The sequence below is a fragment of the uncultured Mediterranea sp. genome (assembly GCF_902493215.1).
Classification (GTDB): Bacteria; Bacteroidota; Bacteroidia; order Bacteroidales; family Bacteroidaceae; genus Bacteroides.
Map to the genome: position 1 here is coordinate 58761 of NZ_CABUOL010000016.1, position 25044 is coordinate 83804.

The 25044-nt window shown below is 47.9% G+C and carries 20 protein-coding genes and 2 tRNA genes; 5 read left to right on the forward strand and 17 right to left on the reverse strand.

Features of this window, described 5'->3' with window-relative positions; genetic code table 11:
• Positions 1–2: 2 nt before the first annotated feature.
• Entirely contained in the window at positions 3–1310 is a 1308-nt protein-coding gene (locus RDO88_RS10160) for an anaerobic C4-dicarboxylate transporter family protein (protein WP_307759258.1), read from the forward strand.
• A gap of 14 nt (positions 1311–1324) precedes the next feature.
• On the opposite strand, the gene RDO88_RS10165 is transcribed toward RDO88_RS10160, so the two are convergent.
• The 7 genes from RDO88_RS10165 to RDO88_RS10195 all read right to left on the reverse strand — a co-directional run bounded on the left by RDO88_RS10165 (position 1325) and on the right by RDO88_RS10195 (position 12280).
• On the reverse strand, positions 1325–2968 hold the full coding sequence (locus tag RDO88_RS10165) for a leucine-rich repeat protein (protein WP_307759259.1): 1644 nt from the start codon (positions 2966–2968) through the stop codon (positions 1325–1327).
• Positions 2969–2980: 12 nt separating this feature from the next.
• Positions 2981–3970, reverse strand: coding sequence for a hypothetical protein (locus tag RDO88_RS10170; protein ID WP_307759260.1), 990 nt, complete (start codon positions 3968–3970; stop codon positions 2981–2983).
• A complete protein-coding gene (locus RDO88_RS10175; protein ID WP_307759261.1) occupies positions 3967–5808 on the reverse strand; it encodes a WG repeat-containing protein in 1842 nt (613 codons plus the stop codon). The genes RDO88_RS10170 and RDO88_RS10175 overlap by 4 nt, the downstream gene beginning before the upstream one ends.
• 300 nt (positions 5809–6108) lie before the next feature.
• Positions 6109–6999 (reverse strand): fimbrillin family protein, encoded by an 891-nt coding sequence (locus RDO88_RS10180; RefSeq protein WP_307759262.1) that lies wholly within the window; start codon positions 6997–6999, stop codon positions 6109–6111.
• Between the two features lie 25 nt (positions 7000–7024).
• Positions 7025–10525 carry a leucine-rich repeat protein gene (locus RDO88_RS10185; protein WP_307759263.1) on the reverse strand — a complete coding sequence of 1167 codons (3501 nt, stop codon included), beginning with the start codon at positions 10523–10525 and terminating at the stop codon, positions 7025–7027.
• A 40-nt stretch (positions 10526–10565) separates the two neighbouring features.
• Positions 10566–11468: a fimbrillin family protein gene (locus RDO88_RS10190; protein WP_307759264.1), complete on the reverse strand. Its 903-nt coding sequence runs from the start codon at positions 11466–11468 to the stop codon at positions 10566–10568.
• Positions 11469–11722: 254 nt separating this feature from the next.
• Positions 11723–12280, reverse strand: a complete 558-nt coding sequence (locus RDO88_RS10195; protein ID WP_307759265.1) for a DUF3332 family protein — start codon at positions 12278–12280, stop codon at positions 11723–11725.
• A gap of 247 nt (positions 12281–12527) precedes the next feature.
• Here RDO88_RS10195 and RDO88_RS10200 point away from each other — a divergent pair, with 247 nt between their 5' ends.
• The 4 genes from RDO88_RS10200 to RDO88_RS10215 all read left to right on the forward strand — a co-directional run bounded on the left by RDO88_RS10200 (position 12528) and on the right by RDO88_RS10215 (position 14996).
• Positions 12528–13331 carry an MBL fold metallo-hydrolase gene (locus RDO88_RS10200; protein WP_307759266.1) on the forward strand — a complete coding sequence of 268 codons (804 nt, stop codon included), beginning with the start codon at positions 12528–12530 and terminating at the stop codon, positions 13329–13331.
• Positions 13332–13418: 87 nt separating this feature from the next.
• Positions 13419–13491, forward strand: a tRNA-Lys gene (locus RDO88_RS10205).
• 42 nt (positions 13492–13533) lie between these two features.
• Positions 13534–13608, forward strand: a tRNA-Pro gene (locus RDO88_RS10210).
• Between the two features lie 143 nt (positions 13609–13751).
• On the forward strand, positions 13752–14996 hold the full coding sequence (locus tag RDO88_RS10215) for a phage integrase SAM-like domain-containing protein (RefSeq protein WP_307759267.1): 1245 nt from the start codon (positions 13752–13754) through the stop codon (positions 14994–14996).
• A 388-nt stretch (positions 14997–15384) separates the two neighbouring features.
• Here RDO88_RS10215 and RDO88_RS10220 read toward each other — a convergent pair whose 3' ends face one another.
• The 10 genes from RDO88_RS10220 to RDO88_RS10265 all read right to left on the reverse strand — a co-directional run bounded on the left by RDO88_RS10220 (position 15385) and on the right by RDO88_RS10265 (position 24352).
• Positions 15385–15852, reverse strand: a complete 468-nt coding sequence (locus RDO88_RS10220) for a hypothetical protein (protein WP_307759268.1) — start codon at positions 15850–15852, stop codon at positions 15385–15387.
• Positions 15849–16250, reverse strand: coding sequence for a D-Ala-D-Ala carboxypeptidase family metallohydrolase (locus tag RDO88_RS10225; RefSeq protein ID WP_307759269.1), 402 nt, complete (start codon positions 16248–16250; stop codon positions 15849–15851). The genes RDO88_RS10220 and RDO88_RS10225 overlap by 4 nt, the downstream gene beginning before the upstream one ends.
• Positions 16251–16356: 106 nt before the next feature.
• Complete coding sequence (locus tag RDO88_RS10230) at positions 16357–16728, reverse strand: hypothetical protein (protein WP_307759270.1); 372 nt, start codon at positions 16726–16728, stop codon at positions 16357–16359.
• Position 16729: 1 nt separating this feature from the next.
• The gene (locus RDO88_RS10235; RefSeq protein ID WP_307759271.1) at positions 16730–17239 is read right to left on the reverse strand and encodes a glycosyl transferase; all 510 of its coding nucleotides are present in this window, start codon (positions 17237–17239) and stop codon (positions 16730–16732) included.
• Positions 17236–18018, reverse strand: a complete 783-nt coding sequence (locus RDO88_RS10240; RefSeq protein WP_307759272.1) for a DUF4376 domain-containing protein — start codon at positions 18016–18018, stop codon at positions 17236–17238. The genes RDO88_RS10235 and RDO88_RS10240 overlap by 4 nt, the downstream gene beginning before the upstream one ends.
• On the reverse strand, positions 18015–19373 hold the full coding sequence (locus RDO88_RS10245) for a reverse transcriptase domain-containing protein (RefSeq protein WP_307759273.1): 1359 nt from the start codon (positions 19371–19373) through the stop codon (positions 18015–18017). Before RDO88_RS10245 ends, RDO88_RS10240 begins: the two co-directional genes overlap by 4 nt.
• A 371-nt stretch (positions 19374–19744) precedes the next feature.
• On the reverse strand, positions 19745–21817 hold the full coding sequence (locus RDO88_RS10250) for a hypothetical protein (protein WP_307759274.1): 2073 nt from the start codon (positions 21815–21817) through the stop codon (positions 19745–19747).
• 210 nt (positions 21818–22027) lie between these two features.
• On the reverse strand, positions 22028–22321 hold the full coding sequence (locus RDO88_RS10255) for a hypothetical protein (protein WP_307759275.1): 294 nt from the start codon (positions 22319–22321) through the stop codon (positions 22028–22030).
• Between the two features lie 415 nt (positions 22322–22736).
• The gene (locus RDO88_RS10260; protein WP_307759276.1) at positions 22737–22859 is read right to left on the reverse strand and encodes a hypothetical protein; all 123 of its coding nucleotides are present in this window, start codon (positions 22857–22859) and stop codon (positions 22737–22739) included.
• Between the two features lie 326 nt (positions 22860–23185).
• Positions 23186–24352 (reverse strand): tyrosine-type recombinase/integrase, encoded by a 1167-nt coding sequence (locus RDO88_RS10265; RefSeq protein WP_307759277.1) that lies wholly within the window; start codon positions 24350–24352, stop codon positions 23186–23188.
• Positions 24353–25044 lie beyond the last annotated feature (692 nt).

Consider the following 25044-nt stretch of genomic DNA (forward strand, 5'->3'; position numbering starts at 1 on the left):
ATATGTGGTTACAACTGATTGTCGTATTGGCAGCCATCATCATCGGTGCCCGTCTGGGCGGCATCGGACTGGGAGTGATGGGCGGTTTGGGACTGGCTTTGCTCTGTTTTGTTTTCGGGCTTCAGCCCACCGCCCCGCCCATCGATGTGATGCTGATGATTGTGGCCGTCATTTCGGCAGCCTCGTGTATGCAGGCCGCCGGAGGGCTCGACTATATGGTGAAGCTGGCCGAGCGGATGCTGCGCAAGCATCCGTCTCGTGTCACGCTGCTTAGTCCGCTTGTCACCTATCTGTTTACTTTTGTGGCTGGGACGGGGCATATAGCCTATTCCGTACTGCCTGTGATAGCCGAAGTGGCACGCGAGACGAAAATCCGTCCCGAGCGTCCGCTGGGTATTGCGGTCATCGCTTCGCAGCAGGCCATCACAGCCAGCCCCATCTCAGCGGCTACGGTAGCTTTGCTGGGGATGCTGGCCGGCTTCGATATCTCTTTGTTCGACATCCTGAAGATTTCCGTCCCCGCTACCCTGATAGGAGTGTTGGTGGGAGCTTTCTGTTCGATGAAAGTGGGTAAGGAACTGGAGGACGATCCCGAATACCAGCGTCGTCTGAAGGAGGGTGTGATAGAAAACCGGCTGGTGGAAACTGCTTCATCGTTCGACGTCCGGAAAGCCCGCATATCGGTGGGAATATTCCTGCTGGCCACTTTCCTGATTGTGCTGTTCGGTTCGGTCGATGCCCTGAGGCCGGTATTTCAGTCGGACGGGAAAAATGTGCCGCTCGACATGCCCTCCATCATCGAAATCATCATGCTCAGCACGTCGGCTCTCATTCTGCTTGTCTGCCGTATCGACGGTATCAAGGCTGTGCAGGGGAGCATCTTTTCAGCGGGCATGCAGGCGGTGATTGCCATCTTCGGCATTGCCTGGATGGGCGATACATTTATCGCCGGTAACCTGGCTTCGCTGACTGCTTCCATCGAACACGTTGTCCAGTCGATGCCCTGGCTGTTCGGAGTGGCCTTGTTCGTCATGTCCATCCTGCTTTACAGTCAGGCGGCTACCATCCGCGCGGTGGTTCCTTTAGGCATTGCCCTGAGTATATCTCCCTGGATGTTGATTGCTCTGTTCCCGGCGGTGAACGGTTATTTTTTCATACCCAATTATCCGACGGTTGTGGCAGCCATCAATTTTGACCGTACAGGAACGACCCGTATCGGGAAATACATCCTCAACCATTCCTTCATGATGCCGGGGTTGGTTTGTACCGTCGTAAGTATTTTGGTAGGACTGTTGCTGATATGGTTGTAGAATAAGTGATGAAACTAAAAATTATCTTCGACGATTGTCTTGAATTGTCCCCACACCCGATGATTGCGGTAGATGGACTTGCATCCGTAGGGTACATGCAGGATGCACGATTCGAACAGCGGTTCAGCCCCGACAAAGGCTTCTGCATGACAGACAGGAGGAAAATCGGGTGCCTTGACATACAGCTGTTGCAGGGAGCTGCAACCATCCAGCCAATATTCGGACAGGTAGGATGTCGATTTACCTAAAGTCAGGGAAACCAGTTGTTCGCATCGTTGGAAACATCCGTTCGGGATGAGGCTTACAGCATCGGGCAGGACCACGCTTTCCAGAGTGGAGGCGGTAAAGGCTCCCTGCCCGATTTCTTTTATGGAAGCCGGCAGGTCAATACCTTGCAAACGGCTGTTGCGGAAAGCATATTCGCCGATGGCCGTAACGGTGGAAGGAAGCTGGCAACTCTTATCGGGCTTGCCTTCAGGATACCATATCAGTGTGGTCATTTCTTTGTTGTATAAGATTCCATTGGCACTGCTGAAAGTAGGGTTGGCTGTGGGGACTTCGAAAGCGGTCAGTCCACTACATCCGGATGAAGGGGCAAATTCCACCAGCTGTGGTGAGAGGTGGAGAATGGAGAGAGCCTGGCAATTCTCGAATGCGTTTTCCTCAACGGCGGTTGTAGCGGCAGGCAGGGTCAGCTCCTGCAACCAGCTGCAACGGGCAAACATCCCCCGACTAACAATATTGTCTGCCGTATATCGCTGCCCGTCGTAGCTGATGCCTCCCGATACAATAGATGCGTCGTTCAGATTCAGTACCTGTAGTCTGCCGGGTGTTTCGTTTCCATTTACATCAATGCCCATAATTTCGCGCAGGTAGCGGATGTCGGTTCCATTCAGCGGACCGGCTATGTTGAGGCTGGGAAATTGGTATTTTTCTTGCTCGTCCATGGCTTCGGACAAAGTACCGGCTTGTGTCAGAATAACAGCCTGACCGGTACGGAAACGGTAAATCTCGCTCCGTGTCTCACCGATGGAATTGGCGGCGTATGCCTGGATGCAGTAGTCTGTTTCCCGTTCCAGACCGCTGATGCGGGCGCGCAGCCGATCGGCTCCTGTGGGTTGCAGGCTGATTTGTTGTTCATCGCTCTCGCCCTGCTTGTAATAATAGAAACCGGTAGCGGTGATGTCTTCTCCTCCATTGTCTTGTATGGTGTATTCCAACGTGATGCTGAGCGGGCCTTGGTTGAGCATGGTCAGTGTGCCGAGAGTTGGAACAACGTTGGGTTGTGTCGTGAAGGTCAGTACTTCACTCCGCACCTGGCTTTGCCCATTTCCGGCTTCAAGGCAGTAATGGTAGGTTGTTCCCGGTTTCAGTCCGTTCAGGCTGGCTGTCGCTTTCAGCTCTTCTGCCGGACAGTCCTTTTCCTCTTCCATTTCGGACGTGGTGCCATAACGGAAACGAATCCATCGGACACTACCATCGCCGTTGGGGGTTACTTCTCCGTTCAGCAAGGCGCTGGTCCGTGTAATTGCTTCCGCTTCGTTTAGGATGAGCGTAGGAGGCAGGCTGGTAGGAGTCTCTTCTTCACGGCACGAGGAGGCCAGTACCAATACCAGCAGGAGAATAATCCGATTGTATATTTGCCAACGTAAAATCATAATTCCATCGTTTTAGAAGTTAATGCCCAGACCGACGGCGGCTTCCCAATATCGGCCTTGGATGGTCATGACACCTGCTGAAACTGCCGTGCGATAGAAACGGTAAAGGCAACCGGCCTCTGCACTGAATCCGCGTCGGGAGTAATCTTTGTTACGTAACAGAACTCCGTTGTCCCGTTCCCAGGCTATATCCCGTTGTCCGTATCCTATACCCTCGTATAGGCAGAAGTCGCCTATAATGCGGTGAATCCCACCTGCCATCAGCATCCATCGGCCGTTTTCTGTCCGTCCCGTGTAGTAGGGAGCTTCGGTTGCTCCCGTGGGGATACCGTTGCGGTCGCATTCGCCTTCAGTGCGGGGCATGGTGTGGAAATCTTTTTGAACCATGAGGTAAGCTCCGTGACGTCTCATGAGGGCTATACGGAGTCCGGCCGAAGGACCGTCGCCCTGCAGACCTACATTGACCAGCAGCAAGCGTCGCCAGGGCTCGCGAGGCCGGCGGGGTCGCTCTGCGGGTGGCATAGACAGAGTGTCTGCCCGATGTCGGGCGGTATCGAGTGGCAGGGGATGTTCCTCCAGTGCCGGCAATTCGACGGGATGCTGGTAGCCGAGCGGTGGATTCAGCGTCAGTTCGTATGTCATGCGTGATTCCAGCGGGCTGGGGAAACGATAGTCGCGCAAGACGCCCCATTGCGGATGTTTGATGGTAATCATGACACTTCCTTTGGGCAGATAAATCCAGATTTCACCGACATCATTCTTCCGTTTTACGATGCCCAGTGGTGATGAGAATACGAAATCCTTGTCGCCCACAACCTTCAGCAGTGCGCAAGCCTCGTCATTCAGGTCGCGGACGGGTTCGATGTAGGCCGTAATGTCGTTGGGCAACATGCGGAAGGACCGTACGATGAATTCCTGAGCATAGGCTTTGCCAGCTGCCCAGAGGCACAGGGTGATGGCCAGCAGGCGGAAGAGCGGGATGGATGAAGAATGACGTTTCATTGCAGGTTGAAGTTTCGGATGTTGAATATTTCGTTTTCAGGAAGTGGCGTGTGGTCAGCCTGCATGCGGGGCTGCCAGGTACGAACGTGTATTTTAGGTGCCGTTTCGTCGCGGAAGTCCCAAAGAAGGAAGAGGTAACCGTCGTCCGAGTAGATGTCCGACTTGTATCCTTGCCGCAGGCTGACACCATAGATACCTTTCAACGTGGGGTGGCGCATGATGTGGAAATCGCTGAACTGCACGTCGATGGTACGGTTGGCCTGGAACACCTGTTTCAGACGGTCCAGGTATTGTCGTTTGCTCTTGATGTTGTAAACCACCTGTGCGGGCGACAGATAGCCCGTTTCCTTTTGGGAGGAATGGACGACCGTCCCCACCACGATGAGGGCGTTCTCACTGAACAGCTGCTCCAGGAAGTCGATGTCCTTGGTGGTGTATGAAGTACGCAGATGTTCCACGTAGTTCAGAATCATCTGCCGGTTATCGGCATCTTTCTCATCCAGATTTCCCGATACGACTTTGATTGCTTCCTGGTAGAAGGGATGTGCTTGGCTGACCTTCCGCCAGTCTGTCCGTTCGATTGAACTGGGCTTATGTTCTGTTTGCCCTGCTTTTTCCATTGCTTTTCCCTCGGTAAATGTATCGTTTTCCTTCGTTAAACGGTTGCTTTGCTCTGGGGTTTCCGACGGGATGTTTCCTTGAGTCGGATAAGATTGTGTCATGAAGCGTTGCGGGCACAGGCGAGAGGCGGTTGAGTCTTCAACAATACACGCATAGGCTGTTCCGCCTGCCGGATTTCCCTGTCGGTCGATGAAGAGGCTGCGTCCCTGTTGTCGGGCAACGGCATATCCTCCTGTATAGTAGTGGCCGATGCTATCGTATTGGAAACGGCAGATAGCATGTGCCTTGGCGTCGGTCATCCCCCACAAGCCATTCTTTTTGACGGCAAGCATGTTCTTACCGGCCATGTGGGCAGCTGTATAAGTGGCGGGGACAAGCAGATTCCCTTGGGTATCAATCAATCCATACCCGCCATCGGTCTGTACGATTGCATTTGTCCATGTGTAACGCGAAGCTTGTCGGATAGGGTCGGGCAGGTAGACCGCTACATTGCCCTGCTTGTCCCAATAACCGATGTGGCCTGAATTTATCTCCTTGAAAAGCAGCTTTCCGTCGGACAGGCGGGTGTCGAGCAGTGCATGTGACAAGCGGATACAGGCCTTTACCTTTCCATCGGTATCGATCATCAGATACCCGGTTTGTCCCTGGCTGTTGGCATTGCCCACCAGAGCGAGCCCTTCGTGAAAGTCGTATGCACGGTCGTAGATGGGCGGGATGATGATGGAGCCGTGTGTATCCAGGTAGCCATATTTCCCTTCTGCGGTAGCAAACAGAGCCCTGCCTTCACTGAAGTTGTGCATCAGAACAATATCGTATTGCGGATATTGGGCAGTGGAAATCACCTCATTTCCCTGCTTGTCAATCAATAGAATGGGGGAGTCCTGCTTTTCTTGTGCAGGTGCCACCTCTTCGAAGAAATGGCCGATACGGGCAAATTTTCTTCGTCCGACAGGTTGTGAAGGATTATCCATGCGGTACAGCATGTAGCGTCCGTCCTCATCGGCCAGCGTAAACATGCCTCCAACAGCGGAAGAGGGGCGTCGGGCGAAGCTGCCGGCCGGATGAACCACAGTACCGTCGGTAGCTACCAGGCCCCACGACTTGCCATCGTTGCTGAAGGGCAGTGCTTCGGTAGGGTCATCTGCAGGGCGGTGGCAACTGGACAGACAAATAGCCGTCATGGCCAGACTCCATTTGAATATATGGATTGTTTGCATGTATCTATTTAAATAAAACGTGTCTACAAAGATACAGAAAGTCGAAAGCAGAAAAACAAGCAGGCTTGATTTTTTTGCCGAAAGGCTTCTTATCCTTTCTAAAGTTAATCTAAAATGAAATGCCTGTCCTTCTTTTCCTCAGAAAAATTGAAGAAAAAGAAGGAAGGCATTTCCCCACCAGTTAAATTATTTCTCTTGACAGTATGATTTGGTTTGTTAGAGTAAATGTCATACTGCTGCCGAGGGGCTTCAGTTTAGTTCGTTTGTCAAGCACTTATTCGTTTTTGTCGGGCATTTCCATCATTCATCCCAGTCCTCCAGTTCACCGCCAATCTCAATCTTAATTTGCTCCGGATTTTTGGATATGACCAGTTGTACGGAGTGTTGTATGCCAGGTTTGAATACAAACTTGCTCTCATACAGATAGGACACACCTTTCATGATGACCTCTACCAGCGGTTGCCGGTTGTCCAGTCGTTGGGGCACGATGATGGCGGCATACGTATGATTGCCCAAGCTTTGTGCACGTATGCTCTGACGGGTACCGTAGTCGTTGCGGGTCACGATACCGACACTCAGGTCGATGGTTGCCTCGGGAACGGTGTTGTGGATGTAGACTTCGGCATCGGCGGGCAGTTCGCCTTCATAGTCTTCCCCCTTTACAAGGCGGATGAGCATGCGGCTCATGCGATGGGCGAATTGCAGATTGACCGGCGTATTGCTGGCACTGGCATTCATTTGCGTAGCCCACAGGAAGTCGCTGTTTTCATAGCCTCCTGCTGCATTCTGGTCGGTTGACACCCTGAAAGGCATGTCATCGACCGAAGCTACAGGACTGGTCTGCGGATAGTAGGCATAAATGTTGTACGTACCTCCATCCCAGTAGACAGGTTTTTCGGTGGTCCATTGGCTGCCGTCGAAGGTCAGAGCCGCATTGTTTACGTAGTTACCCGAAACTTCGAGCGGAGCATCCTGCTGGGTGATGAAGAGACCTACCTGGTCACCGCTCTCAAAGGCAGTAGACGTTACTTTGGTACCGGTCGCAGCCTGTCGTGGGTGCAGGACATTGAAAGTCATCTGGTCACAGTTTTCCGATTCGTTGACAGGCGATGCATCTTCACTGCATCCGCTTCCCATTGCCAGCAGGACTGCCATCAGTCCTGCTTTCAGAATATGTAGTTTCTTGTTCATGGTCGTTCCTTTTTTCAGTTAAACCTTATTTGTCCAGTGGGCTTCCTTTATGTATGGTCGGCGGAAGCTGGAAGTTGTGTACGCTGCTTCCACTATAGCGCAGGTCGTTGAAACTGCGTGTCGTAGCATCGTTGTTCACCACGTCGTTGGCCTTGAAGTCTTCGTAAGTGAAGGTTTCGCCGGCATATTGCTTGATGCGTTTCACGATGGCCATGCGGCTGATGGTGCTGTAGTAGGGGATGTCGTTGTTCATGCAGCTGTTCTGTTCAGATCGGAACACTCCGCGGCTGTGCATGTATCCGCCTTCGAAGATATCGACAAAGTCGCTATACTTCTCATCGAAGATAAGCTGACTCCAGGGTACTTCGTGCATCTTGCCGGTGAGCGACAGGTTCTCGTACCAACCCAACGATTTGGCGATGTTGAACTCATAGACATGTCCGCAGCAGCCGCATCCACAGAAGTCAATGAATTCGTTGTGGTAGATGTATTCGTCGCCCAACTTGCCGAATCCGTGTCCACCCGCTTCGTGCTGGATGACGCCGCGTGTGTCGAGCGGATAGCCATAAGTGCTCAGCGGACAGAAGGCGATGGCCGAACCGTCTTCCCACATCTGGCAGATACCACCATAGTCGGTACTGTTGGGCACCATGATGATGAGTGATTCCTTCAGGTTGTCTTTTGTGACGGTCGGAACCTTTTGGGCGTAGTCGAATACGGCATCGTAGTCGCATCGCAGCCCCACGCCGCCGGTATATGTTGTTTCAAACTTGGCGTAACGGATGGTATTGATGGTTCCGATGCCCGTTTCGGGCGATACGGCGATGCCAGTATAGACGTTGAAGTAGTTGCGGTAGGTCTTGTAGGGTTCGATTCCGAAGAAGTTCTCTACCTGATCCTGCATATCCTTCATATACTTGCCTTCAGAGATGTCTTTGGCATCATATCCATCACCCAGGAAAACGAGGTTGATACCTCCATGATTGCCTTTGGTAGCAGTTTGTAGTGTGATGACTTCGTCCTCTGCATACGCATAGTCGTATTGCGATACGGTACATTTGTGGCGGTAATCTTGGTCCTTCAATTTGAAAACGATTTCCCCCGTACGCATCGGGCTTCCGGCTGACATTTCGTGGATGGTCAGTGTCACTTCCGTTTTCTTGCTACCCTCATTTTGCGACAGAGAACACCATTCCGGCATGCTTTCTACCGTCCAGTCGCCTTCGGCATCGATGACGAGCGTACGGGTACATTGCGTGTTGATGGCATTGGCAATGCTGGGGCGGCACACCAGTTCGCGATGGGCGGCAATGCGCTTGAAGTCGCTCCAACCCACAGCAGCCTGGTATTGCTGGATAGCGCTTTCGGGCACTTCGAGGGTGAAGTTGTCTTTGGCTACGCCGTCGAAGGCTCCTACTTGTACATGTGGCGGTATGGCTCCTTTGCAGACAATGCTGCCGATACCATAACATTGGTAGAAAGCTTCGTTTTGAATACTTTCCAAACTTTCAGGCAGGATGATACCCTCCAACCCCCAACAATTATAGAAAGCACCTTGACCAATACTTAACACACCTTCCGGTATTTCAAGGGTACCCATCAGACGCCAATTGGATCCACTAGAATAACTACCAAAAACATTCGAACCAATGGTTCTTAGTCCTTGGGGAAGTTTAAGTTTTCCGGAAAAGTCGCAACCGCAAAAAACACTGTTGCTGAGTACAACTAAATCTTTAGGCAATGTCAGTTCTCCTTTGAAGTGAGTATCCTGAAAAGCAGCTTCACCGATGGTGACAATACCGTCATGTAAGGTCAGTGTTCCATCAAAGCCGCATGATGCGAAAGCTGTTTCCGGAATGGCTGTCACTTCTTGCGGAATAGTCAGGTTTCCAGTTAGATTCCTGCAATTGTGGAAAGCTCCGGCTTCGATGGTTTTCAGTTTGTCAGGTAGGTGTAGTGAACCGTACAGATTGGTACATTCTGCAAAACAAGTAGTGCCTATGTATTCCAGATTAGTGGGCAATATCAGTTCGCAAGTGAAACCACAATATCCGAATGTACCGCCATACCACCAGCGATCCCAACCATCTCCAATAGATGTTACGGTATTGGGTAATGATAAAGTTCCGGTTAATGACTTACAATTATAGAATGCTCCGGCTTCAATTTTAGTTACACCATCTGGAATAATTAAAGAACCTGTTAGATTTTTACATTCTGTAAATGCTGCGACATTGATAATTTTTAATTTGTCTGGTAAAATGAGCTGAAGTAACGATGTCTTATTTGACATTGCTCCTTCTGGAATTTCATCTTCTAGATAAGTACGTGGTTGGCAAGAGCCGCTACCGAAATGAAGAAGTGTATCAGTACGAGCAATTTTAACAGGTTTGAGATTTAAAGCTTTCAATAGAGTCATTGAATCGCGCATAAAATAGAAATCGAGAGCGTTGATTTCTCCTGTAATTTTTAGATTTTGCAGTTCCCGATAGTCCTTTCCAGCAGCTGTGATAGAGTCCTTCAGATGCCCAGGAGTAGAGTTGATGACGATGTATTCTTTCATCGTGGCGTCATGCGAAACGTCATCGTTTTCCCATGCCGTAATACTTTCTCCCACCAGGGTAAAGGTGAATTCTCCTGTCGGTTCTTTTTTGTTTACTTGGATGGTAAAGTTGTGCATCTTGCCGCTGACGTATGTGAAATCTTCCGGCTTGCTGAAGTTGTAGACCACACCATCGACGGTAATCGTAAAGAGTATGGTGTTGGCCGACACCGTCTGCGGCACAACAATGGCACGGAATACATTGTCTTTCACATACGGAATGGTTCCTGTCTGCTGCACTTCGCCGGTGGCGGTAATGCTACCGTCTGCCAGGTTGATGAGGGCATTGCGTTTCACGTTTCTGACCAGTACCTGCTTTTCCAGTCCGGCCCATTCGCCGTCGGCAAAACCTTCACCTTCGGCCAGAGTGATACGTGGGCTGCTCATGCGGTGGCGCATGGGCAGGCGGATTACTTTCTCAGTAGGAGCTACATCGGCAGCCTTTCCCCACAGGAAGTCACTGGCTTCGTAGCCGCCCATTTCGTTATTGGTGGTAGTTGTCGACTGGTCTTTCTGTACTTCAAAGGGATAGGCATTTACATCTTCGGGTGCTCCAAAGGGGTAATAGCCATAGATGTCGATGTGAGTATGTTCGTCTTTCCAGTAGACATCATAAGCCGAGTTCCATTTGTAGGCAGCCTCGTCGAAGGTATGTTTCACGTTGTTACCCCGGTTTCCGTTGTTCTGCAGCGTTCCGGGAGTGTCGCCCTGATAGTCTACGATGTAGACGCCCATGGCGTCACCGTCGCAGAAGCCGTTATCGTTGACGCGGGTTACGGCCACCTGTTCTATTTCGCCAGACAGGGTGATGAGACGTCCGCTGTTTCCTTCCGGACCGTTCGGACCGAAGGTGTCGTCGTTACATGCGGCCGTAGTAAAGAGGGCCAGCATAGCCAGACTCCTGATAATGTCTCTTCTTCTCATATAAAGATGGTTTTATAAATTTGACTTGTTGTTGGTTGTTTTATTCGGCTACTCCGCCGTTGTCTACATCGTCGTCCTCCCATCCGCCGATATCCACATTGATGCCGTTACTGGTCTTTTTCACGGTTACGGTAAAGGTGTGGCGTTTGCCTCCAACAAAGGTAAATTCCTTTTCCATGTTGAAGTCACGACCGTCGATGGTTACTGTCAGAAAGTTTTCGGCCCATGGAACGGTTTGTGGAACTATCAGTGCCTTGAATTCATTGTTTGTTCCCCGCAGGAATGTGATGCTCTGTGCATCTGTCCCCGGTGTGACTTGCCCGTTATTCAGGTTGATGTTGGCCTGGCAGGTAGCCTTGTTCAGCTTTACCTGAATGTCTGCTTCGGCCAAACTTTCTGTTGTGAATCCGTTGCCTGCAGCAACTTTTACCACAGCACAACTGAACAGGTGATTTAGGGTAATACCTACAGCTTTCTCCGTTGGAGCGACTTGTAGTGTCTTGCCCCATAGAAAATCGCTTGCTTTATAGTTGGTCTCGCTGCTTTGGTCGGCCATTACGTTGAATGGCATTGCTTCGATGTCGGCCAGAGAAGCGGTGTATGGATAATAACCGTAAAAATCGGCCGGAGTTGTTTCGTCTTTCCAGTAAATGGGAGTTGCTGGTGTCCATGTACCATCGTAGGTGAATTGCATGTTGTCTACATGATTGCCTGTTGGCAATAGGGTACCGGCGATATCGCCGTTGTAGTTTACTACATAGAGTCCGATACGATCGCCTGTTTCAAAGCCGGTGTCGGTAGCTCGGGCAGAAGCGGAGTTCATTCCACAATTCAGTGAGATGGGAATCTTTGTTTGGGCTGGAGTTTCGTTGGAGTCGGACGAACAGCCGGATACAGCCCATGCCAGCAATACTGTCCATACCAGATGTTTGATGGTTCTCATAATTTTAGGTTTGCTTGTTTTTTTCACAAAGGTAGGAAGTTCGCAAATGCTTGTCAAGTTCATAATGGTTCATAGTGTGAAATATGTATTTTTCCTGTTTTATTCAGCAGTTTCCTGACTATAGAAGTATTGGCATTCAGGTTTAACTAAAGAACGTATCTTGTGTATAAGATGATAAAAGGGGCTGCCGCATAATAAAAATAAGGTGCCTGATTGGGGCACCTTATTTTTGTGTATTAATTTATTATACAGGTTTAATTGAGGGCATAATAAGTATTGGTCATTGTTGCCTGACGGGCTGCGGCCAGACCCTGTGCATCCAATGTTACAGTCAGATCCTCACCATTGGGAAGCGTTATCTGTGCTGTACCGTCGTTATTCATTTGAATCAATTCAGTGCTGACGCCGTTGGCTACTACATTCCATGTGTTCTGGCTCTTGTCATAAATCAGTTCCATAGAAGCCGTTTCATCTCCTTCTTTGGTGATGGAATAGCCGTTTTCGAGGGTTTCAACCAGATAATTGCCGTTTTCGCCCTGAACCTTCTTTACATCACCTATGCTGGCCAATGGGTTGCTTCCACTCCAGAATTCGATGGAGTTGATAACCAATGCATCAGCCATGTAACATACTCCGTATACCGGAATGATGTTGAAAGCCAGGAATACCAGTTCGTTTACAAATTTGTTGCTGAGACTTTGGTTCCAGTTCACCAGTTTACTATGCAGTCCGAAAGAGCCAATACATGAACTGAACATGAAAGCGCCACAGATCATGACGGTGGCAGCCATTTTAAGATTAAACTTTTTCATAATTTCCTCCTTACTTTTTATTAAAATAGAGTGTTATTTTCGTTTATCACTATGCAAATATACACTTTTATATATAAAAAGCTACCGAATCGTTAAAAAACTTATTGTTTTTTTGAAGTTTTTCTTGAGATATGGCTACAATTTTATTTTGTAGGACCTTGGGAGCCTACAATATCCTTTTTTTAGTATATTTGCGCCACTTTTGCAGAAACGTCGTTGTATCCGACAAACAAATGAGAATATTAGAATGAAAATACGATTTATAAGTCTGGCCAGTGGTAGCAGTGGAAACTGTTATTATTTGGGTACGGAAAAATACGGGATATTGATTGATGCTGGAATTGCCGCACGCAGCATCAAGAAAATATTGAAAGATTTTGGAATCGGGTTGGAGACTATTCGGGCCGTGTTTGTAACGCACGATCATGCCGATCATATAAAAGCTGTCGGTGGGTTGGGTGAGAAGTTGAATATTCCTATTCACACTACTGCGGCTATTCATCAGGGTATCAACAGAAGTTACTGTATGACCGAGAAGTTGCATAGCTCTGTCCGATATCTGGAAAAAGGGCAACCGATGCAGCTGGCTGATTTTCTGATTGAATCATTTGAAGTCCCTCATGACGGAACGGATAATGTAGGCTATTTTATTGAAATCGGAGGAAAGACATTTGTTTTCTTGACAGACTTGGGAGAAATAACTCCGACAGCAGCCGAATACATCCGAAAAGCCAATTATCTGATTATAGAAGCCAATTATGATGAGGAAATGTTACAGATGGGTACTTATCCGCCTTATCTGAAAGAACGCATCAAAAGTCGGACAGGTCATATGAGTAATGCGGACACGGCGCGTTTCTTGGCAGAGAACTTCAACGATGGCTTACGTTATATCTGGTTGTGTCATTTGAGCAAAGATAATAATCATCCGGAACTGGCCTACAAGACTGTGGAATTGAAGTTGCATGAACATGGAATCATTGTGGGAAGAGATGTACACCTCTATGCTTTGAAACGTACAACGCCTTCTGAACTTTTTGAATTTGAATAAAAACGCGATTTCGTCGAAAAAAAACAGCGATTTTTTTGGCGGTTCAAATAAAATCAGTACCTTTGCACCCGCAAACGAAAAAGCAATGCACTCTTAGCTCAGTTGGTAGAGCAACTGACTCTTAATCAGTGGGTCCAGGGTTCGAATCCCTGAGGGTGTACTTCAGAATGAAGCAGAACGACCTTTCTTTTTGAAAGGTATTCGGGGTGTAGCGCAGTCCGGTTAGCGCACCTGCTTTGGGAGCAGGGGGTCGTGGGTTCGAATCCCGCTACCCCGACAAAGAATTAAAAGCCTATCCTCTTGATAATTAATAATTAAGATGGTAGGCGTTTTCTATTTTGTAGATTAAAAAAAAGGAAAAACATCTCACTTTTGAGATAAAAAACTTATCCTTTACGTATCCTTAATTTTTTAATCTATATGGCTACTCTAAAACTTACGATCTTCAAAGCTAAAGTTCTCAAGGATGGCAAACATAAAATCAGAGTCGCCGTTTGCCATAAGACAGAGACTTCTTACATCGTTACCAATGTGATCATTGATAATGAATCCCAGTTTAAAAACGGTCAGATAGTGAAACGACCGGATGCTTCTCTTCTTAATACAAAATTAAGAAACCTTCTTAACGAGTATCAGGAAAAGCTCGATTCCATCAAAAATCAATCATTGTATTCTTCTTCGCAACTAAAGAATATATTGGTAAGAGGAAATGCAATTAAAGAGAATAGCTCATTCCAATCAGTATGCAATGGTTATGAAGAAGAATTGAGGGAAAACGGGAGCTACAAATATGCTGAAATGCTTGAAAGGAACAAACGGTACTTTACTGAATTTACTAAAGGCGAGTTTTTGCTTGAAGATATTACGCCTGATGTAATTGAAGGGTATTCAAAATTCCTAAGAATTAAAAAGAGAGTAGGGGAAACAACAAACGGAATAATGATGAGGAATACTAAAACTATCATTAACCGTGCAATAAGAAAACGTCTTGTAAGGTATGACGTGCATCCGTTCATTGATTTTCAAATTTCATCTGCGCCTGTTAGGGAACTTGACATTCCTGTTGAGTCCTTTAATAAGATAAGATTATCCGCCCCTAAAGAAAGAAGGCTCAGAATTGCCAGAGATTTGTTTTGTTTGTCATTTTATTTAGGTGGTATAAATTTGATTGATTTACTGCAAGTAGATTTCCGTAAACCTGATTTGGAGTACATAAGAACAAAAGTTAAGAATACGACCAATGGAACCATGATAATAAGATTGAGTATTCCTCAACCAGCGAGAGATATTGCTGAACAATGGGTGGATAAAAGTACAGGCCTTTTGGATTTTGGGTATAAATTCTCATACGAGAACTTCATCCGGTATATTACGCGTCTTTTACGACATTTGGCCAAGGAGTTGGGGATTACTGAGAAGGTAGTCTATTACTCGGCTCGGAAGTCTTTCGCCCAATATGCTTCTGAAATAGGCATCCCGGACGGGATAATAGACTACTGTTTGGGTCACTCTGATAAATCTAAAGGGGTGATAAGGTATTACACGAAAGTCCGTCAGAAACAGGCGGACATGGCCATAGCCCGTGTGATTGATTATGTCAATAACCCGGAGAAGTACAAGGAGTACATTGAACTGAGGTCTGATATAATGCTGATGAGAGGATAATTTGTCCGACACTTCTTTACTTGTTTAGTGTATGCGGCAATGAAGCCCATACATTAAAACCTATATTATGGTACAAATAATGAAAAATTGTCCATGCTCATTGCAAGCATGGATTGGAGCAGATGAACCTGTTCTGGAAGAGTCGGATCTTTACTTCTCCCGCAAGGATGAAGTAAGGGAGTATTTAAACAGGAAACTCCAAAAGTTCAAAGGTGAGATGGTGGAGTGCTACGTTTATCAATTCTACAATGGTAAACCGCGTGAGATACCAGTGTGCTTTAGGGTGAAGTAGACTGAGATTAAAATGAAATCCCCGACTACCATTAAGCAGCCGGGGATACATTTGTTAGTTTTTAGCCATAACCTCTGTTATTGCACGACGAAGATACTACTTTTTTCGCGACTTGCACACAAGCCAGCCGACAATTACCAGTGCGGCTGTGATAATGATCCCGAAAGCCCATCCGCCCAGCTCCAGCTTCATCTGCTGCCAGCGGGTGAGTTCCTTTTCAACTGGATACGGTACCTTTACCTCCTTTGTGACCGTCACTTCCTTAGATGGCAGATATACCGTGTCCGGCTGCGTACGCATCTTTGCCAGCAGGTTTCCGAGGCTGTCGATAGTCAGATGGGCCTGTGCGTTCCTGCTGTTGGCGATGTCAAGCCAAGACAGAACCACTCTGCCGTTTTCATCACACTCCAGTAGAGCACGGATGGTTGTGCTATCAGGAGGTAGTTGTACCTCTACCAGTTTCTCAATTACCACGCTGTCTGCGCTACTTTCGACAGGTACATACTTCACACTCCGGCATGACCAGAGGGCGAAAATCAAAAGGAAACAATGAACCCATTTCATAGCTTCAGCACCTGCTTTCGGTTCTCCTTCTCGCTCCGGTAGCTTACATGTACCCAAGCGAAGTTCTTCTCGTCAATGAGCTGGTCAAAAGGTAGGCACAGCGACTGCACTAAGTTGAACAGCTTCTTGTTCTCCGCCGGGCTTCCGCCGGTGATGTCCGCAGCCCGACCTTGCATGTGGTCACTGGTGGCAGAACCACCCACTGCCTTATTGAGGGCTGGAGAGCGGAAACCGCTGTTAACCGTGATAGGTTTTCCGTAAGCCTCTCTCAATGGGTCAAGCACATTATCTACTAAAGCCGTTAGGTTGGTCACATGCTCTTTCTTGCAACGGTTGTCGATACCTTTTCTGTCAGCGGTATCAGACTTGCATAATTCTGCGATGGTAAAGTATTTCATAAATCATTTATTTTGATTAAATTCGTGCGTGTTTTTCATAGTATTAGAAATAGAAACCATAAGGTTTTCGTTTAAGGAGTTCACCGGGAGGTGCGCTCCTTATTTCTCAATAGTCACTCGGCGGCTTTCTCTCGCCACACCCGCGAACGTCGCACCTTCTGGCCTGCAGTTTGATGTTATCAATTTCGAGGGTGGTGTTCTTCTCCATCAGCTCACGGATGCGCTTCCTGTCTTCGTTCTTCTCTGCATAGAGCTGGTCGATCTTCGCGTCCTGCTCAATTACCTTCTTCTCCTTCTTTTCATAAAGCTCCTTCCACTCGGCGGCGTAGCTCGTGATGGTATCGGCCTCTGCCTTGTCCGCAATGGCGGCTTCCCGCTTGACTTCGTGCCTGCGGCTCAGCCACCACTTTACCAGGCTCTTTATCCCCTCTATGCCGCCGAGGGCGGTTATCAGTATGACCCAATCGTTCAGTTCCATATTACAACAAGATGAATAGTGTTACATACGTGGCTAACAGCGCCATTATCTCCACCCAGAACATCGGCTTCGTCAGAAGGTATGCCGAGATGAAGTTCCCTTTCCAATACTTCTTCATTCCCCAGGCGGTATAAGCAAGATAGCCAAACCATACCAGCAGCACCCATGGACACGTCAGCAATACCCAGACCTGTGAGAACAGGATACAGAGATTAGCACCGGTAATGTGGACGGGTCTGTCCAAGCCTTCACGAAAATTGGGAACCACTCCGACAAACATCATACCTATACATGCCAGAAATGCAGTAAACTGATAGCAGCCGGGGGTAGACTCGAGAATGGCCGGCATCAACAACCCAGCCGTCAGCCACATGGTAGCGCCGAACCATAGCTTGTGTTCTAAACTATAGAATGTGGCCGATATGGAACTTGGCACACCCTTGAATTTGATGCATACTACAGCCGTATAAGCTGCGATGCACAGAGCGGATAAGATAATCAATGTCGTCATGATTCTTTTGTTTGAAGGTTCAACTTATCTGGATACCCAGCTGTAATGTCATACGCCTCCAGTTCCTCAACGGTAGAAAGCCGGTTAACGTTGTTAATATGCCTCTGTGTCTGGTCAAAGCATTTGTCAGCATACGAAGACACCATCTTGACGAGAACGAGTGCGTCAGCAGGAGCAAGCGGTATGGCTTCTCCGCCATAGAACAGATTGGTTTGTTCTACTCCTTCTTCCATCTCTCGTCCAAAGCGGTCCATCAACGACAACCTTTCTTCCTTTGACAGCCACATGGATTTTCCGTTATAGGTAAATCCGTTTACTTTTTCAGACTTGTCGTAGGACTCTATCTGGGACAAGACACGCGCTCTCACTTCGTCCACACGGTTTTTATATGTGCCGTCCAAACAGCCGCGTATCCAATCAACAAACATGTCATAGTCACTCACTTCGTGATTGCTTTCGTCAATGCGTCTCTTTTGAGCAATGTCTTCAATAAAAGCTGTATAATCTGATTGCGTGAATAGACCATAAGCGCTCATAACTCCTGCCATTACAGCCTTATCGATGCTGTACGGCTTCTGTACTCGCACGGGAAAGGCTTCGGTAACGTCCACCTCCGAACCATCTTCGTTAACACTCTTCACGGCCTTGTGTCCAATGAACACAGTCACGTATCTACCCTCGTCCATGGATTGGATTTTACCTCCATTCCAAACGGTTCTGCTGCTGTTGTAGTCTTCTTCTATGGTAGAAGGAACTACCTGATAATTGATTGATTTCATGTTTCAATATACGTTAATTGGTTTGTTGAGTTCTTGAAGATATAACCGCACTGGTTCTCGATTTCCACTTCTTCCAGCGGCAGGACAGCCTGCTTGCCATACTCGCGTTCGCAGGCCATCATGAACTGGATGATGCCTTGGTAATTGCCGTGAAATTCACGGGCAAGTATCTTTCCTGTCCGTTCTCCGTCAACAACCTCTTCCATGCCTACCAGGCACTTGATCCAGTTGACTTCACGCTGCGAATTGTACCTTAGCTCGTAGTCGTAAATTGTGATTGACATGCCTAAAAGGTCTTTGATTTCGACGTGTCTGGCATCCATCTTACGGTCTATCCGTATCTTCTGTGTCAATGCGGGTAACTTCATCTTGTTTTCTATGTATCGCATCAGCGCATAGTTGTCGGCGTGCTTCATCAGGCCGTAATAGGAGGTCCACGACTTGTCGGAACGGCATTTCCTCGCCCGTCGCAGGGTAGCTTTCCGAACGGACACGTAGCCTTTGTCATGTCCGCAAACCGTTCTGTCTTGGTTCCGATGAAAGACGTAGCCGCAGAAGTCGCACGGTACGGATAAAGGCCGTACCTGTGCACTTCCTCTCTTGGCACGCATCCCCAATCTGTACCACCACCAGTTCTTTATTCTCCATTTTGCCATCTGCGCTTCCTCTTTCGTGGCAAATGCCAGAAAATTGTCGTCTGCATAGCGGACGCTGGCGGACGAAAGCGACTTGACAAAGTAGTCGAACTCCAACATGACGACATGGTGGACGAATGGACTGGCAGGCGTACCGATTGGAAGTTTCCCATCAACAAAACATACATCGACAGCAAAGTCAATCAGCCAATGGTCGGCTACTATATGCTTCAAGGCTTTACGGAACGCCTTTGGTGTGATATGCTCATAGCATTTCCGCTGGTCGATGACGAGGCAGTAATGAAGGTCTCTCCTGTCATAATATATATGCTTCAGACGGCGGATGATGGAATGCGAGGGTATGCTTGATGTTATCCCGCATGTAGGCTTACAATTCAGTCCGTTCAGATTGTCCTTCCGGGAGTAATGCTCTTCCAGCAGATTCAGAAGAAGGTGCTGGTAAATGCGTGTATCCAGCGACGGACAAAGGATGTGTCGTACTTTACCGTTGTTGTTCGCCTTCACGAGGCTACGGTAGGATATGCGGTCTTTCCAGCTCCCGTCCTTCAAGGCAAGAAACAGGCGCATGCAGCGGTTGTCAAAGTCCTGTTTGAAGGATTTGACATCCCGCTTGGAGCTGTGCCCGCGGAAGGCTCTGTAAGCTGCTGACTGCATATCGCTGATGCTTAGGTTAATATTAATGTTGTCTAATCTCTTCATATTGTTTGCAAGCCGGGCTTGCATGGCGGTGTTGGTACCACCGCCGCCCGCACTCCTTATTGCAGGCTTGTCTTATATATTCGTCATTCCAAGACACGGCAAAGCGGCTCTCGTAGTTTTTCTTTTCCTGTTTGGGCAGACCCGCCATTGTTGCGATTGGCATTCGTAACGGCATTATTCGCATTCAAGTTACGAGGCGAGCAATTGCTGTTGTTCGCATTACCGCGGGCACGGCAGGCCGTCCGCTTCACCGTTTTTTCAACCCTCCTTTCCCGTTTCGGAGGTCTCGGTCCTCATGCCGGACTTGACGGGAGACGAAAGTATTTCTGCGGGGCTTGCAGCCCCTTTATTCCGCTTGCAGCGGGCTGCGCCTACTCAATCAAGGCTTGGGCAGACCCGCCATAGTAGCGAGAGGCATTCGTAACGGCAGAATGCGCATTCAAGTAACGAGGCGAGCAATTGCTGTGGTTCGCATTACCGCGGGCACGGCAGGCCAGGCGAACACGCTGGTTAAGTGTCGTACTCCAATAGTTGTTGTCCCATACATACAGACATTCCCCGGTGGATATGCTTCCGCCTTTCTCTATCTTCCATGGTGCATAAGGCAACCTGCGAAGAGCGTAACCGTCACCAAGATTGGTTCCTTCTCCTATCATCAGGTATTGGCTTTCAAAATCAAAGACACCAAGTTCAGTTTTGGATGAACTTTTTTCGGTGTGCCATTGCAGCTGGTCGGGTTGCAGATAGAACTTGATAGGATTGCCCTGACTGGCACTGGTAGGATAAAGGCAGGTACCAACCTGCTCGTAACCTCCGCCACAATACATAAAAATATCTCCAGCAAGATTTACTCCAGAATAAAGCGACATGCGTAGGTTGACTTCCACATCCCAGCTTTGTTCTGTGCCATCGGAAGTATAGGCCGTAAAGGTCTGTGACATGACTTTATATACACGCACATTCATGCTGGCCGTACCGTCCGTACCGGGAACACTGGCATAACGGTACTTGTATCCGTAAAACTCAAATTCAGTGTCTTCTGGAACGCCAGTCTCCACGGCAAAACTGAAGGCCATCTGGCTCTCCATGCAGGCTTCTTTGGGGTATTCGCTGTTAATGAGTGCACTGAAATGTGTTCGACTCCCTGTTGCGTTGTAATAAATATCTTTCTGATCGCTCCATTTGGCGTACGCCCATGTTTCAGATCCTGTCTTTTTGTATCTGACACCACCGTTCACAAGCCAGTTTTCTTCATTGGCACAAGAGTCGTTGGACGATATTCCGCTTCCGAACATGTTTGCGTTATGCAGGTATTTTGTCCCGTAAAGCACCTCAAGCTCCGTAACAAGTGTATTCAAGGCATGATAGCCGCCTTCTGCAAACGGATAAGGAGCGTCTGTGTCCGCATTGTTCGAGCGGGCGTAGGTCATGTTGTTAATCTGTTGCATGTCGTTGACACGAGGATAGGTCTTGTCCTGGTCGTAGAACATGGTACACAGGTTGTCCTGGCCTTTCCCCGACTGGCAGTTGCCTTCACCCTTATACAGATACAGGAAGTTTCGTGTCTTCTTGTTCACCGTACATGCAGGGCCGGGGCCGATGGCGGTCGGTACAAGAGGGTACTTGCTGACGTCAATTCCGTCCCACACAACTGGATTGGTGAATATGCCTTTCCATGCCTTGCCGCTCTCGCCGATTACGTTGTCAAGCAGATACACGGTGTCAGTACGGGCAATACCGATGGTGTATTTGGTTTCGGTGGTTTCCCACGGGCGGAGCACGCGAACCTCGGCACCCTCCGAATTGTAGAGCTTGGCCATGCCGTGCTCATTGTAGAATGCCTCTGCGTCAAATGCACCTGCATCACAATATTTTTGTTGCTGAGCTTCGTCAAGATACAGCTCTACATCACACTCTGCACGCTGCACCTCGGTAATTCCGACGGTCGGTGCAAAGCTGCCGTCCGCAAACCGCAGCAGGTTGTTTCGCATCAGCTTGCCGACAGGCTTCGTGGTCTGACGGGTGTTGTCGGTGGTATCAAGCAGGTAGAAGTCATACTTCATCAGGATGTCTTTAGTACCACGGAAGAACGACGCGCTTTCGGGTGCAAGCTCGTCGGGGTTCCAGCCTGCCACGGCATAAGGGGACTGGGACAGCTTCAACTGCTCCACATCTCCGGATATTTCTTCAAGGCTATGCTTCGTGGCGTAGGTTCCAGCCGCATCGGTCTTGGTGAGCTGGTCTTGGGTTGCCTGTGTGATTGCTTGTGATAGTTCTTCTTGGGTCGCAAGGTGGGTGATGTCGGGTAGATCATCCTTCTTGGCGAACTTGGCAGATTTGACCTTCTTGTTTTTTCCTGTGCTATCCACGACCGGGATATATTCGTTGCCGGTGACTTCATTCAATTCGGTCATCTGGCTGATTTTCGTTCCTGTTATTGCCATATAAATATTCATGATTTAAGTTAGTTCACATTGTTTTCCAAACACATGTACGATGAACCGTTTTCCATTACGAGCGCATCCCCGTTCTCGGCAAGAATAGCATCGTATATGGAATTATCGATACTGGGAATATTGCCGATACTCGGCAGCCGTAGCTCCTTCATCGATACTTCTGGCAGGCGTATGCCTGACAACTCAACACGCTCCATATCAGCCCTCAGTGATGATGTTTGCATTGATAACGCTACACAAGCTGACGATTTCTATCGTCACTCCAGAAGGTATGTCTATTTGGAAAATCATATTCCTTGATGCTTCGTAACTTGTCCAGTTTCTCACGGGTACTGGGTTCATACCGTCGATGTATGCGTACACGGTAAGCTGGCCGATATTATTCTCGGCTTTGTATTCTCTCTCCAGCTGGACAACCGTTGTCCCGGCAGATACAAAGCTGGCCTTGTATTTGCTGCCTTCCTGCGTGAAATTTAATTTTTGATTTGCCATAACTATAACATTTTTGTTGATTATATTTTAATAAATAACCCAACTTCGAAAATTATTCGGTATTGACCTACTGACAATACAATGATCATCCGTGCAAGTTGCGATGCAGGTCATTGGAACTAAGATTAAAATTGTTGTTTTCATATTCAATATTTTATTTTGCAAGGATTATTCCGTTTCGGATACATTAAATCCGTATTTGTTGCATGAAAATGTGTTGCTTTCGGTATAATATGATATAATAAGATAAGCAGCTGAAAAAAAGCAAAGTAAGACTCACCTTGAACACCAGATATAGATATATTATATCCTGTACTATTTTTACTAATAATAACGGATAATTGCATTCTTCCAGCAATCTCATCAGAGTTAATAACACTATTATCTACATCAGCATAAATGGTATTTCCATCTTCTACTGCTTTTTTAAAGCTAATATACCGTCTAGCCCTCCTATTGCAGAGGATATTTCGTCACTTGTTCGCTGGATTACATTGAACATCCCCATCTTGCGGATCATTTCTTGATTGGTTTTCATATATCACCTCCTTTTTTAAATTTATTTCTGTTTCAAGCGTTGTTTTGTCCGACACATACCATTTGTTATCATAATTTTTGAAGGAACAAAACAAAAAAGCCCATGAACTTCACCCGTATTTGGATGAAGCTCATGGGCTTTCACAATTTCTACACGGGCAAAGATAGTAATTCTTCTTCTAAGGACAATGATACCCGTACAGAATTTTGAAAGGTTGCGATTTCGCCATATTCCACTGACATCGCTTGTCAGTGGGTAGATTGTGGGTATATTTCTATAGGATATACCAGGAATGTACCGTTTTTTGTTGTCAAAAAGAAAAATACCTACAACCGCTTACGCTTACGTATGCTCTTCAGGTCGCGGACGATGGTGTCGGAAAGCACCTCGGAGTATATCTGCGTCGTTTTGACCGACGTATGGCCAAGCACCTTCTGCACCGTGGTAATTGCTACACCTTGATGCACCAACAGGGTCGCGCAGGTATGCCTGGCCGTGTGGTAGGTGAAGTGTTTCTTCACACCGGCCATCTTGCCGACCTCGGCCAGCAGCTTGTTTGTTTCGCAGTTGCTTGGGATGGCTGCCAGTTCTTCAACGGACGGATAGCGGTCGATGACCTCGAGGGCCTTGCCATCGAAGAGCAGGGCCAACGGAAGCTTTATTTCGATGTTGGTCTTTTGCATCTTCAGGCACAGCCAGCGGGTACGGTTAATCGGTACCACATTCATAGTCGATAGCGCACAAAAATCGGAGTAGCGCAGGCCGGTGTAGCAGCAGAACAGGAAGGCATCGAGTACATGACGGTGGCGCTGATCAGCGAGCTGCACCGCCTCCAGCCGGCGCAGTTCGTCGGGGGTGAGAAACTCGTGCTTCCCTTTCTCCTGCCGGATTTTGAACTTGCGAAACGGATAGGCATCGGCCGGCATGTAGCCGTCGTTGATGGCCTCGTTGATAAGGGTGCGCAGCTGGCGCAGGTGCTTGGCCACGGTATTCACACCTTTGCCCTGCTCCCGCAGCCAAGCCTCGAAGTCCTTCAGCATGGTGTAGGTCAGGTCGGCGAAGTCCAAGCCTGGCCGGAACTGCTCGAGCTGGCCGACGGTGGACAGCAGGTTCTCTTTCGTATTGGGCCGCTTGTCGGAGGTTTCAATGGCCGAGCGTGCGAATGCCGGAAAGGTGATGGTGGCCGGTGCCTTCTTCTTCACAGCATCCCGCAGAAGGGCCAGTGTCGGCTGGATGCCACGCTTCCAAAATCCAAGTTCGACGGCCTGCAGGTGGATGATGAATTCGAAGAGTAGCGCATTGAGTTCGATGGCCTGCGGGTGGTTGACTACTTGCGAGCTATTCTTATCCCAGTGCTCCGGCTGGAGGTAGATGTTGGTAGTGAGGTAGATGTTACGCTGGTTCAGCTTTGCTTCTACCTGCACAAGGGCTGTGCCCTGGTTGTTGAGCTGGTTCTTTCGATTATAAACTAGCCGATATCGTATCTTCTGCATAAGTTGTATAGTTTTGCGGCAAAGGTAGGAAATGGTGAGGAATAGAGCTTTCAGCGGGCGACGTGGGAGGACTTCTTCCAACAAGTGGAATAGCATTAACAACTTCTTATCCTGACCTAACGGTTGACAATCCAATAAATATAGAGATAAAACATGGAAAGTGTTACATCATATCAATAGACTACCCTTATGAAAAGCAAGGAGCAATCATATATATCAAAGCCTATAGTGATTTTGTTCTTTTGAATAACACATTACCAACCGCGATAACCTTTAAAATAGAAAATTCAATCTTTGTAGTTAGGGCAATCAGTGGTAAAAGAGGAATGTATGTAAGATGTTTAAGTTTTTAGGAGGCTTGAAGAATCCTTAAATTGTTACCCATTCCGACCATTTCGTGGAGGTTCTCGTCGACAAATACTTCACCTTATTGATAACATCATTGACTTCCATAAATGCGTAGCCATAATTAGTCGAAATTCTTGTCATAACGCCATAATCGCATGGGCTGTTGGTAATCGGTGATATGACCATGTTTATGGAATAATAACCGTCTGACATCTCACTGAATAAATCGCCAGATGCTGCCCCTCTATTCATATACGGATATAGCTTCCCGATTTTTAGCAGTTCTCCCACCCGTAGAAGTTACCGGACAGATTGTCTGACTTTCGTCACGGGTGGGAGGAACT

Coding starts and splice junctions, on each gene's coding strand:
- RDO88_RS10160 (WP_307759258.1), top strand. CDS start 3: ATGTGGTTACAACTGATTGTCGTATTGGCAGCCATCATCATCGGTGCC.
- RDO88_RS10165 (WP_307759259.1), bottom strand. CDS start 2,968: ATGATTTTACGTTGGCAAATATACAATCGGATTATTCTCCTGCTGGTA.
- RDO88_RS10170 (WP_307759260.1), bottom strand. CDS start 3,970: ATGAAACGTCATTCTTCATCCATCCCGCTCTTCCGCCTGCTGGCCATC.
- RDO88_RS10175 (WP_307759261.1), bottom strand. CDS start 5,808: ATGCAAACAATCCATATATTCAAATGGAGTCTGGCCATGACGGCTATT.
- RDO88_RS10180 (WP_307759262.1), bottom strand. CDS start 6,999: ATGAACAAGAAACTACATATTCTGAAAGCAGGACTGATGGCAGTCCTG.
- RDO88_RS10185 (WP_307759263.1), bottom strand. CDS start 10,525: ATGAGAAGAAGAGACATTATCAGGAGTCTGGCTATGCTGGCCCTCTTT.
- RDO88_RS10190 (WP_307759264.1), bottom strand. CDS start 11,468: ATGAGAACCATCAAACATCTGGTATGGACAGTATTGCTGGCATGGGCT.
- RDO88_RS10195 (WP_307759265.1), bottom strand. CDS start 12,280: ATGAAAAAGTTTAATCTTAAAATGGCTGCCACCGTCATGATCTGTGGC.
- RDO88_RS10200 (WP_307759266.1), top strand. CDS start 12,528: ATGAAAATACGATTTATAAGTCTGGCCAGTGGTAGCAGTGGAAACTGT.
- RDO88_RS10215 (WP_307759267.1), top strand. CDS start 13,752: ATGGCTACTCTAAAACTTACGATCTTCAAAGCTAAAGTTCTCAAGGAT.
- RDO88_RS10220 (WP_307759268.1), bottom strand. CDS start 15,852: ATGAAATGGGTTCATTGTTTCCTTTTGATTTTCGCCCTCTGGTCATGC.
- RDO88_RS10225 (WP_307759269.1), bottom strand. CDS start 16,250: ATGAAATACTTTACCATCGCAGAATTATGCAAGTCTGATACCGCTGAC.
- RDO88_RS10230 (WP_307759270.1), bottom strand. CDS start 16,728: ATGGAACTGAACGATTGGGTCATACTGATAACCGCCCTCGGCGGCATA.
- RDO88_RS10235 (WP_307759271.1), bottom strand. CDS start 17,239: ATGACGACATTGATTATCTTATCCGCTCTGTGCATCGCAGCTTATACG.
- RDO88_RS10240 (WP_307759272.1), bottom strand. CDS start 18,018: ATGAAATCAATCAATTATCAGGTAGTTCCTTCTACCATAGAAGAAGAC.
- RDO88_RS10245 (WP_307759273.1), bottom strand. CDS start 19,373: ATGAAGAGATTAGACAACATTAATATTAACCTAAGCATCAGCGATATG.
- RDO88_RS10250 (WP_307759274.1), bottom strand. CDS start 21,817: ATGGCAATAACAGGAACGAAAATCAGCCAGATGACCGAATTGAATGAA.
- RDO88_RS10255 (WP_307759275.1), bottom strand. CDS start 22,321: ATGGCAAATCAAAAATTAAATTTCACGCAGGAAGGCAGCAAATACAAG.
- RDO88_RS10260 (WP_307759276.1), bottom strand. CDS start 22,859: ATGAAAACCAATCAAGAAATGATCCGCAAGATGGGGATGTTCAATGTA.
- RDO88_RS10265 (WP_307759277.1), bottom strand. CDS start 24,352: ATGCAGAAGATACGATATCGGCTAGTTTATAATCGAAAGAACCAGCTC.